Here is an 11,232-nt window from a genome sequence, read left to right as displayed (position 1 = left end):
TAAAAGCTGAGCCGCTATGACTCTCGACCTGCAGACCACCATCGAAAAAGCCTGGGACGACCGGGCCAACCTGTCGCCTACCGACGCCAGCGCCGAAGTGCGCGAAGCGGTCGAGCACACCATCGACGGCCTGGATCTGGGCCGCCTGCGCGTGGCCGAGAAAATCAATGACGACTGGGTCGTGCACCAGTGGATCAAGAAGGCCGTGCTGCTGTCGTTCCGCCTGAACGACAACGCCATCATGGGCCAGGCTCCCCTGCAGTTCTACGACAAGGTGCCGCTCAAGTTCTCGGAATTCGGCGACAACGCCTTCAAGCAAGGCGGCTACCGCGTGGTGCCGCCGGCCGTGGCCCGCCGCGGCTCCTACATCGCCCGCAACGTGGTCCTGATGCCCTCCTACGTGAACATCGGCGCGTATGTGGACGAAGGCACCATGGTCGACACCTGGGCCACCGTGGGTTCGTGCGCCCAGATCGGCAAGAACGTTCACCTGTCGGGCGGCGTGGGCATCGGCGGCGTGCTGGAGCCCCTGCAGGCCAACCCCACCATCATCGAAGACAACTGCTTCATCGGCGCCCGCTCGGAAGTCGTGGAAGGCGTGGTCGTCGAAGAGAACTCTGTCCTGGCCATGGGCGTGTTCCTGTCGCAAAGCACCAAGATCTATGACCGCGCCACCGGCAAGATCACCTACGGCCGCGTGCCGTCGGGTTCGGTCGTGGTCCCCGGCTCGCTGCCGTCGGCCGACGGCACGCACAGCCTGGCCTGCGCCGTGATCGTCAAGCGTGTCGACGCGCAAACCCGCGCCAAGACCAGCATCAATGATCTGCTGAGGGCTTGATGAGCAACACGGCCGTACTGGATCTGGTCAAGGACCTGATCGCCCGCCCGTCGGTCACGCCGGCGGACGAGGACTGCCAGGCGGCGCTTGCCGCCCGCCTGGAACGCATCGGCTTCACCTGCGAGACCATCGCGCAGGGTGGCGTCACCAACCTGTGGGCGCGGCGCGGCAGTGCCGCCCCGCTGACGGTCTTTGCGGGCCACACCGATGTGGTCCCCCCGGGCCCGCGCGAAAAGTGGAACAGCGATCCTTTCGTTCCCACCGAACGCGAAGGCTGGCTGTACGGCCGCGGCGCGGCCGACATGAAAAGCTCGATCGCCGCCTTCGTGGTGGCGGCCGAGGAATTCGTGGCGGCCCATCCGCAGCACGGCGGCTCGATTGCCTTGCTGATCACGTCCGACGAAGAAGGTCCGTCCATCGACGGCACCGCCATCGTCTGCGACGCGCTCAAGGCGCGGGGCGAACAGCTGGATTACTGCATCGTTGGCGAGCCGACCTCGGGCGACGTCCTGGGCGACACTTGCAAGAACGGCCGTCGCGGCTCCCTGTCGGGCAAGCTCACAGTCAAGGGCATCCAGGGCCACGTGGCCTACCCGCACCTGGCGCGTAACCCGGTGCACCAGTTGGCCCCGGCGCTGGCCGAGATCGTCGGCATCGAATGGGACCAGGGCAACGAGTACTTCCCGCCCACGACGTTCCAGGTGTCGAACCTGAACTCCGGCACGGGCGCCACCAACGTGGTGCCGGGCGAGGCGGTCGCGCTGTTCAATTTCCGCTTCGCGACGGCCAGCACGCCCGAGAGCCTGAAGCAGCGGGTGCATGCGGTGCTGGACAAGCATGGCCTGGAATACGAGCTGGACTGGGAACTGGGAGGCGAACCCTTCCTGACCCCGCGCGGCTCGCTGACCGACGCGCTGGTGCAGGCGATCCACGCCGAAACCGGCGTCACGGCTGAGCTGTCGACCACTGGCGGCACGTCCGACGGCCGCTTCATCGCCAAGATCTGCCCGCAGGTCATCGAGTTCGGTCCCGGCAACGCCACGATCCACAAGGTGAACGAGCGGATCGAAATCGCCTCGCTGGAACCGCTCAAGAACATCTATCGGCGCACGCTGGAAAACCTGCTGCTGCCGAAGTGATGTCCGCCGGCGGGGGAATGGCTCCCCCGCGATTTGCCCGCTGGCTGGGCCCTGCCCCCTCTCGAGGGGGCGTTTTTCCCCTCGGGCGGTGAACCGAATGACTACTATGAATCAAACCTCCCGCGAAGAACTGCAGACCGTGCGCGACCTGATCCGCTACGGCGTGTCGCGCCTGAACGGCGCCCAGGTTGCGCTGGGCCACGGCAGCGACAACGCCTGGGACGAAGCGGTCTACCTGACGCTGCACGCCCTGCACCTGCCGCTGGACACGCTGGACCCGTTCCTGGACGCCCGCGTGATCCGCGAAGAACGCGAGCGCGTGCTGGACCTGCTGGACCGGCGCGTGAATGAACGCGTGCCCGCCGCCTACCTGACCAACGAAGCGTGGCTGCGCGGCCACCGCTTCTATGTCGACAAGCGGGTGATCGTGCCGCGCTCGCCCATCGCCGAATTGCTGGACGAAGGACTGTCGCCCTGGGTCCAGGACGCGCTGGCCGTGGAAAACGTGCTGGACATGTGCACGGGGTCCGGCTGCCTGGCCATTCTGTCGGCGCTGGCCTTCCCCTATGCGCACGTGGACGCCGTGGATGTCTCGGCGGACGCCCTGGAAGTGGCGCGCCGCAATGTCGACGATTATGGGCTGGCCGACCGCCTGGACCTGCACCAAAGCAACCTCTTCGACAATCTGCCGGCGCGTCAGTACGACGTGATCGTCTGCAATCCGCCCTACGTGAACAGCGGCTCGATGAGCGTGCTGCCCCAGGAATACCTGCATGAGCCGCAACTGGCGCTTGCCGGCGGCGACGACGGCATGGACCTGGTGCGCCGCATCCTGGCCGCGGCCCCGCAGCACCTGACGCAGGACGGCGTGCTGGTGCTGGAGATCGGCCATGAACGCGACTTCTTCGAGGCCGCCTTCCCGCAATTGACCCCCGTCTGGCTGGACACCGAGGAAGCTTCGGACCAGCTTTTGCTGCTTACCCGCGAGCAACTGACCCTGTGATACGCGCAACTGGATTGACCCTGCGCCGCGGCACGAAAGTGCTGCTGGACGGCGCTGAATTCGTCGTAAACCCGGGAGAACGGGTCGGCATCGTCGGCAAGAACGGCGCGGGCAAATCCTCGCTGTTCGCGCTGCTGACCGGCGCGCTCGACCTGGACGCCGGCACGCTGTCCGTGCCGGCGGGCTGGCGTATCGCCAGCGTCGAACAGGAACTGCACGCGGACGACCGCCCTGCCCGCGAGTTCGTCATCGACGGCGATACCCACCTGCGCGCGCTGCAGGCGCAGCGCGCCGGCCTCAGGGACGACCAGGGCACGGAGATCGCGGAAGTGGAAGCCGCGCTGGTGGAAGCCGGCGCCTGGAGCGCGCCTTCGCGCGCCGAACAGCTGCTGGCCGGCCTGGGCTTCAAGCCGGCCGAATGGATGCAGCCGGTCGAGAGCTTTTCTGGCGGCTGGCGCATGCGCCTGGCGCTTGCCCGCGCGCTGATGGCGCCGTCCGAACTGCTGCTGCTGGACGAGCCCACCAACCACCTGGACCTGGACGCCATGCTGTGGCTGGAGAAATGGCTTGGGGCCTACGAAGGCACCGTCATGCTGATCTCCCACGACACGGAATTCCTGGACGCGGTCGCCAAGTCGATCCTGCATTTCGACCACGCCAAGCTGATCCGCTACCGCGGCGGCTATGGCGACTTCCTGACTCAGCGGGCCGAACGCCTGCGCCAGTCCAACATCGCCTACGAGCGCCAAACCCGCGAGACGGCCCGCCTGCAGGGCTTCATCGACCGCTTCAAGGCCAAGGCATCCAAGGCCAAGCAGGCGCAAAGCCGCGTAAAAGCGCTGGCCCGCATGCAGGTGCTGGCGCCGCTGCAGGCCGAAGCTGGCATCGACATCCGCATTCCCTCGCCCGAACAGGTGCCGGACCCGCTGCTCACGCTGGAAGGCCTGTCGGCGGGCTACACGGACGCCGCCGGCAACGCCGTGCCCATCCTGCGCGACGTGACGCTGATGGTGCGCGCGGGCAGCCGCGTGGGCGTGCTGGGCGCAAACGGCGCGGGCAAGAGTACGCTGATCAAGACGCTGGCCGAGGAAATCCCCGTGCAGGCGGGCGAGCGCCGCGCCTCCCGCGGCCTGGCCATCGGTTACTTCCACCAGCACCAGCTCGACATGCTGGACGTGGACAGCACGCCGATCGCGCATCTGGCCCGCCTGGCGCCCGAAGCTCGCGAGCAGGAACTGCGCAACTACCTGGGCGGATTCGGATTCTCCGGCGACACCGTGACCAGCAAGGTCGGTCCCATGTCGGGTGGCGAAAAGGCGCGCCTGGCGCTGTCGCTGATCGTCTGGCAAAAGCCCAACCTGCTGCTGCTGGACGAACCCAGCAACCACCTGGACGTGGAAACGCGCGAGGCCCTGGCCACGGCGCTGGCGGACTTTGGCGGCAGCATGCTGCTGGTGTCCCACGACCGGCACCTGCTGCGGACCACCGTGGACAGCTTCTGGATCGTGGCTGACGGCGCAGTGCGCGAATTCGACGGCGACCTGGAGGACTACCGGGACTGGCTGGCGGCGCGCAATGCGGGCGAGCGCGCCGAGGCGCGCGAAAACGCCGCCGAAAGCGGCGACGCCGTCGTCGACCGCAAGGCGCAGCGACGCGCCGACGCCGAATTGCGCCAGCGCCTGTCGGCCCTGCGCAAACCGCTGGAATCCAAGCTGGCGAAGGTCGAAACCGAGATGGAAAAGCTGCGTGCGAAGCTGCAGGCGCTGGACGCGGTCATTGCCGATCCGGACCTATATTCCGACGCGCGCCGCGCCGAACGCCAGAAAGTCATGGCGGAACACGGCGAACATGGCAAGCGCATGGGCGAACTGGAAGAGCAGTGGCTGGAACTGCAGGGGTCGCTGGAAGAGATAGACCAGAGCGTGGCCTGATCCGCGGGGCGGCGCAGGCCGCCACCGAAGCGGCGCCCGACGGCTTGCACAGGCAGGCCTCGCGCGCCGCTTTTTTCTGCGTTACGAGTACGGACGCTCGCGCAGACGGGTGTGGTGGTCGATGACGGTATCAATCACTTCGCGCAGGATGGTTTCGGCCAGGGCGGGGGGTACGCCCGCTTCCAGGGCCAGCCGGCGGATGCGCTCGACCTGTTGGGCCTCGCGCTTGGGATCCACCAGATCCATACCGTGGTTGGTCTTGAGTTCGCCGATCATGTCCGTGCAACGGAACCGCACGCCAAGCAGCAGCATGATCTGTTGGTCGATTTCATCGACCTCGGCGCGCAGCGACGCCAGCTCGGCTTTGGGAGAATCGTTGTTGGCCATGTATGTCAACCCTGAACAATGTCAAGCTTGGCGATGCCCAGCGCCAAGGTCTTGGCGCCGACGTCGCGGAAATGGATTTCCGCCTGTGCGTCCTGCCCCGCGCCGCTCAGGCCGATGATCGTGCCATCGCCAAACCGCGCGTGACGCACGCCCTGCCCCACACGATACTGCTTGTCGCCGACCGTGACGCCAGTAGCGATGCCGCGCGGTTGACGCGGCGCAATGGTATTGGTCGGCTTGCGTCCAAACGCGTCGCCGCGGTTGCCGCCGCCCCACCCTGCGCCCGTCGCGCTGACCGGCGCCAGCCCTGCTTTGGGCGTCAGCCATTTCAGATGCTGCTCGGGGATCTCGTCCAGGAAGCGCGAGCGCATTGCGTAGCGCGTCTGGCCATGCAACATCCGGCTCTGCGCCAGGCTGATGTAAAGCCGCTGGCGCGCGCGCGTGATCGCCACGTACATGAGGCGGCGTTCCTCTTCCAGCCCGGACGGCTCCAGGATGCTGTTTTCGTGCGGAAACAGCCCTTCTTCCAGGCCGGTGATGAACACCGCGTCGAATTCCAGGCCCTTGGCGGCATGCACCGTCATGAGCTGGACGGCATCCTGGCCCTGCTGGGCCTGGTTGTCGCCGGCCTCGAGCGCGGCGTGGGACAGGAATGCCGCCAGCGGCGTCAGGCCCGTGCCCGCCACGGCGGGCGCGTCCACCACGCCCGGCATGAGCGTGGACGAGGTGTCCTGGTCGGGCACCACGCCGGCGGGCAGGCCGTCGTAGTTTTCCTCCGAAGCGAACACCGCCGCGGCCGTGATCAGTTCGTTCAGGTTTTCGAGACGTTCCGCGCCCTCGCGCTCGGCCTTGTAGTGGGCGTTCAGCCCGCTGGCCTCAAGCATGTGCTCGACCATTTCGGGCAGCGGCAGATCGCGCGTTTCCTCGATCAGGCGATGGATCAGCTGGGCGAACTGGGCCAGGTTGGACCCGCCCTTGCCGCCGACCAGCGCCACCGCGGCGTACAGGCTGGTGTCGTGCGCCCGGGCGGCGTCCGCAAGCTGCTCCAGCGTGCGTGCGCCAATGCCGCGCGTGGGGAAATTGACGACCCGCATCCACGAAGTGTCGTCGTGCGGGTTGGCCATCAGGCGCAGGTAGGCCAGTGCGTGCTTGATTTCCTGGCGCTCGAAAAAGCGCAATCCGCCATAGACCTTGTACGGAATGCCGGCCGAAAAAATGGCGTGCTCCAGCACGCGAGACTGCGCGTTGCTGCGGTACAGGACGGCGATTTCGCGCCGGTCGCTGCCTTCGTGGATCAGGGAACGGATTTCGTCCACGATCCACTGCGCTTCCATGCCGTCGGAAGGCTGTTCGATGACGCGCACCGGTTCGCCTTCCCCCTGGTCCGTCCAGAGATTCTTGCCCAAACGGCCCGTGTTGTGACCGATCAGCGCATTGGCCGAATCCAGGATGTGGCCGAAGGAACGGTAGTTCTGTTCCAGGCGGATCACGGTGCCATGCGCGTAGTCGCGCTCGAAGTCGGCCATGTTGCCGACGTTCGCGCCGCGGAACGCGTAGATGGACTGGTCATCGTCGCCCACGGCGAAGATGGACGCGCCGCCGCCCGCCAGCAGGCGCAGCCACTTGTACTGCAACGTGTTCGTGTCCTGGAACTCGTCGACCAGGATATGGCGGAACCGGCGCTGGTAGTGCTCGCGCACAGGCGCGTTGCGCGACAGCAATTCGTACGCGCGCAACAGCAGTTCGGCAAAGTCCACCACGCCTTCGCGCTGGCACTGGGCCTCGTAAAGCTGGTAGATCTCGATCAGGCGGCGGCGATGCGCGTCGTAGGCTTCGACGTCCGACGGACGCAGGCCTTCTTCTTTGGCGCCGTTGATGAAGCGCTGCACATCGCGGGGAGGATACTTTTCATCGTCGACGCCGTTGGCCTTCATGAGGCGCTTGATCGCCGCAAGCTGGTCGGTGACGTCGAGGATCTGGAAGCTTTGCGGCAGGCCGGCGTCGCGGTGATGCGCGCGCAGCATGCGGTTGCAGAGGCCGTGGAAGGTGCCGATCCAGAGGCCGCGCGTATCAATCGGCAGGATGGCCGACATGCGCGCCAGCATTTCGCGGGCGGCCTTGTTGGTGAACGTGACCGCCAGAAGCCCAAAAGGCGAAGCCTGGCCGGTTTGAATCAGCCAGGCCATGCGGGTGGTGAGCACCCGGGTCTTCCCGCTGCCCGCCCCGGCCAGGACCAGGGCGTGCTGCGGTTCTAACGTTACTGCGGCGCGTTGTTCAGGGTTGAGCTTCTCTAGCATCATGCCGCGTAGCGGCGCAGATGTTGAGCAAATTGCTCGAGCCCGGCGATGCCGCTTTGCTGGGCGCGCTGGCACCAGGCCTGCAGGTCGTGAAGGAGCTGTTCGCTGCTGGCGCTGGAGCTTTCCCAGATGCGGCCGAGTTCGCGGCGCATCTGCACCAGCGTCGACAGCGACTTGTTCTGGGCGATGGCGTTGTCCACGGCGGCCAGCTGTTCAGGCTGCAGGATGTCCTCGTTGCGGTGGATGGCGCGGCGAACCTGATGCAGCTTGGTCCAGCCGCAGTCAGCGTTGCCTTCCTGGCGCGAGGCCTTCAGCTTGGCCAGCTCTTCGCGGGCGGCGCCCTTGATCACGTCCGCGTAGCGGGCCATGACTTCATAGCGGTGGGTGATCACGCCTTGCAGCGTGCGCAGGTCGATGCCAGTGCGCGTGTCGTCCAGCTTGAGCTTGGGCGCAACCTTCTTGATCTTGGCCAGGCCGAAGAACTTCAGGATGTTGATGTAGCACCAGCCGATGTCGAATTCGTACCACTTGGCCGAGAACTTGGCCGACGTGCCGTGGGCGTGGTGGTTGTTGTGCAGCTCTTCGCCGCCGATCACGATGCCCCAGGGGAACACGTTGGTGCTGGTGTCCGGGCTGTTGTAGTTGCGGTAGCCCCAGTAGTGGCCGATGCCATTGACGACGCCAGCCGCCCAGAAGGGAATCCAGGCCATCTGAACAGCCCAAACCGTGACACCGATGGCGCCGAACAGGGCCACGTCGATGGCGAGCATGGTCAGCACGCCCCACAGGCTGTGCTTGCTGTAGACGTTGCGCTCGAGCCAGTCGTCAGGCGTGCCGTGGCCGAACTTGGCCATGGTTTCCTTGTTGTTCGATTCCTCGCGGTACAGTTCCGCGCCGCGGAACAGGACCTTCCAGATGCCGAACAGAATGGGCGAATGCGGGTCACCTTCCTTTTCGCATTTGGCGTGATGCTTGCGGTGAATGGCCACCCATTCCTTGGTGACCATGCCGGTCGTCATCCAGAGCCAGAAGCGGAAGAAGTGCATGACAGCCGGATGCAAGTCCAGACCGCGGTGCGCTTGGCTGCGATGGAGGAAAACCGTGACCGAAACAATCGTGATGTGCGTCACGACCAAAGTGAAAACGACGACCTGCCACCAAGTGGCTTGGGTCAGACCGCCGGCAATGAAGGAGAGGATGTAATCCATAAAGCTGTTATGAGCCTCGCTTGAGAAGTGGCTGAAGTTTAGCGTACCTTAGCCATCTGATGACAATCTAGTTTCAAAATAGTTATTGAGAGAAATCAAGGACTAAGCGGCGAATCTGAGCAAAAAACACCCGTCTCGCGGCAGCTGCGCGGTCGCAAGACCCGGACATGGCCAGCATGCGGCCCGGGGGGCCGCCCCTGCCGCAGGCGCGCAGGGGATTTGCCATGAAGACGTTTTGGCCACAATTCCCGATTAAAGTTCCAGTCAGGTCCGCCGGCAGACTTGTGGGCGTCGCCTGACGGGCGCACACTGCACGCCCAACTGCCACCAAAATGTCTCTTTTGTCCCACTGATGCTGCTCGAATTAATGCGTCCCTGTTTTTATTCCGGCTTGGCTGCCCTCGGCATTGCGCTCTCGGCGCCCGTCAGCGCTCAAACGTTGACGTCCGGAGACGTCGCCGTCCTGGCTTCCTACTACGAGATACGGGGATCGGATTGCCTGGCGCTGCGGGCGCCGCGGGTGGCGATCACCCAGATGCCGACCCTGGGCAAGGCCAGCATCCTGCAGACCCGCGGTCAATCCAGCAACTCCGGCCGCTGCGCCTACAAGTCCGTGCCGGTGGCGCAGGTGGTCTACCAGGCCGACCGGCCGGGTTCCGACACCCTGTCCTGGGAAGTGAAATACCAGAACAAGACCATCGGAACCCGCCGCTACAGCGCCACCGTGGGCGTCAAACCGGGTCCTTGACCCCGATTTCCTCTTCCACGGCCTCGTCCGCCGGGGCGGCTGCGTCCTGGGCGGCGGCAGCTTCAGCCGCAATGCCCTCGCTCGGCTCCGTGGCGGCGCTCTTCTTCTTGCGCTCGAAGACCGCGGCGAAGAAGCCGTCGGTGCCATGCACGTCCGGGCGCAATTGCACGTACGGGCCTTCCAGCTTCAGCGTTTCGCAACGTGCCGCCAGGATCTCCGCCGCGTCCACGCGTTCGAAATCCGGATGGCTGGCCAGGAAGCGGTCGGCCTGCGCCTCGTTTTCCTCCGCCAGCAGGCTGCAGGTGGCGTAGACCAGGCGGCCGCCCGGCGCGACGCACCGGGCGGCGCTGTTCAGGATGCGTTCCTGGAGCTGGGCCAGTTCGGCCAGCGCCTCGGGGTGCTGGCGCCATTTCAGGTCGGGATTGCGGCGCAAAGTGCCAATGCCGCTGCAAGGCGCGTCGACCAGGACGCGCTGGGCCTTGCCAGCCAGGCGCTTGACGCGGGCGTCGTTTTCGCTGTCGATGGCGACTGGCACCACGTTCGACAGTCCGCTGCGCGCGAAGCGCGGCTTGGCGCGCGCAAGGCGGGCCGCCGACACGTCAAAAGCGTACAGCCGGCCGGTTGAGCGCATCAGGGCGCCCAGCAACAGGGTCTTGCCGCCCGCGCCAGCGCAGAAATCAATGACCATTTCACCGCGGCGCGGGGCGACCAGCAGCGCCAGAAGCTGGCTGCCTTCGTCCTGGACCTCGATGCTGCCGCTCTCGAACTGCGGCCAGCGGTTGACCGCGGGACGGCCTTCCATGCGGATGCCCCACGGCGAATACGGCATGGCGACCGGTTCGTAGCGGCCGGCGCTTTGCTGCAGTTCCGCCAGCATCTCGTCGCGTTCGGCTTTCAGGGGATTCACGCGCAGATCCAGGCTGGCCTGGCGGTTCAGCGCTTCAATCAGCGTTTCGGGGCTGTCCATGGCGCCCAGGCGCTCGTCCAGCCAGTCGGGGATACTGCCGCGCACGGCCCGCGGCAAGGTGGCCAGGTCAATGCGCGACACGCGCTTGAGCCACTCGGCTTCCGCCGCGTCCATGCCTTCCTGCAGGGCTTCCGCACCCAGGGTCGCGTTCAGGCCCAGGATGGCCAGGCGGCGCGAGGCGGGGCCGACGCCGCTTTCACCGTACTGGCGGTAGCGGCGCAGGTGGCGCAGAACGTCGTAGACGGCCTCGGCGACTTCGGAGCGGTCGCGCGCGCCCAGGTTGGGATGCTGGCGCATCCAGTGCGACAGCGAGGCGTCGGCCGGATAGGTCCACTGCAGGATCTCGCCCAGGACGCGCTGCACCTGGTCGATGCGCATGGCGCCATGGGACTGGCGCGGGCGATTGAATTGCGGCTTTTGCGGCGCTTGTTCGCGGTCGCCGCCACGGTGTTCGCTACGCGGGCCGCCGAAGGCGGGACGCGAATCGGGGCGACCCTGGCCTTCGCGGCGCTCGGAACCGTAGGAACCACGGTCGCCGCCGCGGTAGTCGCCACGGCCTTCGCCGCGCTGACCGCCGCCGCCGAAGGACGAGCGCGAATCCGGACGGCCCTGGCCTTCGCGGCGCTCGGAACCATACGGAACCACGGTCGCCGCCGCGGTAGTCGCCACGGCCTTCGCCGCGCTGGCCGCCGCCAAAGGACGAGCGCGAATCCG

Annotated in this window: 9 protein-coding genes; 5 read left to right on the top strand and 4 right to left on the bottom strand. The window is 66.3% G+C overall.

Annotation, left to right across the window (positions count from 1 at the left end):
- The first annotated feature begins 16 nt into the window (after positions 1–16).
- The 4 genes from dapD to KYC_RS04930 all read left to right on the top strand — a co-directional run bounded on the left by dapD (position 17) and on the right by KYC_RS04930 (position 4,911).
- Positions 17–838 carry a 2,3,4,5-tetrahydropyridine-2,6-dicarboxylate N-succinyltransferase gene (dapD, locus tag KYC_RS04945; RefSeq protein WP_008159467.1) on the top strand — a complete coding sequence of 274 codons (822 nt, stop codon included), beginning with the start codon at positions 17–19 and terminating at the stop codon, positions 836–838.
- A complete protein-coding gene (gene dapE / locus KYC_RS04940; protein WP_008159462.1) occupies positions 838–1,977 on the top strand; it encodes a succinyl-diaminopimelate desuccinylase in 1,140 nt (379 codons plus the stop codon). The genes dapD and dapE overlap by 1 nt, the downstream gene beginning before the upstream one ends.
- A 106-nt stretch (positions 1,978–2,083) precedes the next feature.
- Positions 2,084–2,980 carry a 50S ribosomal protein L3 N(5)-glutamine methyltransferase gene (gene prmB / locus KYC_RS04935; protein WP_008159461.1) on the top strand — a complete coding sequence of 299 codons (897 nt, stop codon included), beginning with the start codon at positions 2,084–2,086 and terminating at the stop codon, positions 2,978–2,980.
- Positions 2,977–4,911, top strand: a complete 1,935-nt coding sequence (locus KYC_RS04930; RefSeq protein WP_085945426.1) for an ABC-F family ATP-binding cassette domain-containing protein — start codon at positions 2,977–2,979, stop codon at positions 4,909–4,911. Before prmB ends, KYC_RS04930 begins: the two co-directional genes overlap by 4 nt.
- A gap of 81 nt (positions 4,912–4,992) precedes the next feature.
- Here the strand turns inward: KYC_RS04930 and KYC_RS04925 are convergent, their stop codons facing one another.
- From KYC_RS04925 to KYC_RS04915, 3 genes are read right to left on the bottom strand one after another with little or no spacing between them, the layout of a single operon-like run.
- Positions 4,993–5,298, bottom strand: coding sequence for a chorismate mutase (locus tag KYC_RS04925; protein WP_008159456.1), 306 nt, complete (start codon positions 5,296–5,298; stop codon positions 4,993–4,995).
- 5 nt (positions 5,299–5,303) lie between these two features.
- Positions 5,304–7,598, bottom strand: a complete 2,295-nt coding sequence (locus KYC_RS04920) for a UvrD-helicase domain-containing protein (protein WP_008159455.1) — start codon at positions 7,596–7,598, stop codon at positions 5,304–5,306.
- Positions 7,595–8,803 carry a DesA family fatty acid desaturase gene (locus tag KYC_RS04915; protein WP_008159452.1) on the bottom strand — a complete coding sequence of 403 codons (1,209 nt, stop codon included), beginning with the start codon at positions 8,801–8,803 and terminating at the stop codon, positions 7,595–7,597. The genes KYC_RS04920 and KYC_RS04915 overlap by 4 nt, the downstream gene beginning before the upstream one ends.
- A gap of 439 nt (positions 8,804–9,242) precedes the next feature.
- Here KYC_RS04915 and KYC_RS04910 point away from each other — a divergent pair, with 439 nt between their 5' ends.
- Entirely contained in the window at positions 9,243–9,551 is a 309-nt protein-coding gene (locus KYC_RS04910) for a hypothetical protein (protein ID WP_238531886.1), read from the top strand.
- On the opposite strand, the gene KYC_RS04905 is transcribed toward KYC_RS04910, so the two are convergent.
- On the bottom strand, positions 9,535–10,896 hold the full coding sequence (locus KYC_RS04905; protein WP_043517592.1) for an RsmB/NOP family class I SAM-dependent RNA methyltransferase: 1,362 nt from the start codon (positions 10,894–10,896) through the stop codon (positions 9,535–9,537). The two genes, KYC_RS04910 and KYC_RS04905, sit on opposite strands and share 17 nt — an antisense overlap.
- Between the last annotated feature and the right edge of the window lie 336 nt (positions 10,897–11,232).

Origin of the sequence: Achromobacter arsenitoxydans SY8 (genome assembly GCF_000236785.1) — a bacterium.
Lineage (GTDB): Bacteria > Pseudomonadota > Gammaproteobacteria > Burkholderiales > Burkholderiaceae_B > Achromobacter > Achromobacter arsenitoxydans.
This window is presented reverse-complemented; position numbering and strand designations above follow the sequence as displayed.

What these genes read in the sequence shown, in the direction of transcription:
- dapD (WP_008159467.1), top strand. Translation starts at nt 17, where the DNA reads ATGACTCTCGACCTGCAGACCACCATCGAAAAAGCCTGGGACGACCGG.
- dapE (WP_008159462.1), top strand. Translation starts at nt 838, where the DNA reads ATGAGCAACACGGCCGTACTGGATCTGGTCAAGGACCTGATCGCCCGC.
- prmB (WP_008159461.1), top strand. Translation starts at nt 2,084, where the DNA reads ATGAATCAAACCTCCCGCGAAGAACTGCAGACCGTGCGCGACCTGATC.
- KYC_RS04925 (WP_008159456.1), bottom strand. Translation starts at nt 5,298, where the DNA reads ATGGCCAACAACGATTCTCCCAAAGCCGAGCTGGCGTCGCTGCGCGCC.
- KYC_RS04920 (WP_008159455.1), bottom strand. Translation starts at nt 7,598, where the DNA reads ATGATGCTAGAGAAGCTCAACCCTGAACAACGCGCCGCAGTAACGTTA.
- KYC_RS04915 (WP_008159452.1), bottom strand. Translation starts at nt 8,803, where the DNA reads ATGGATTACATCCTCTCCTTCATTGCCGGCGGTCTGACCCAAGCCACT.
- KYC_RS04905 (WP_043517592.1), bottom strand. Translation starts at nt 10,896, where the DNA reads ATGCGCATCGACCAGGTGCAGCGCGTCCTGGGCGAGATCCTGCAGTGG.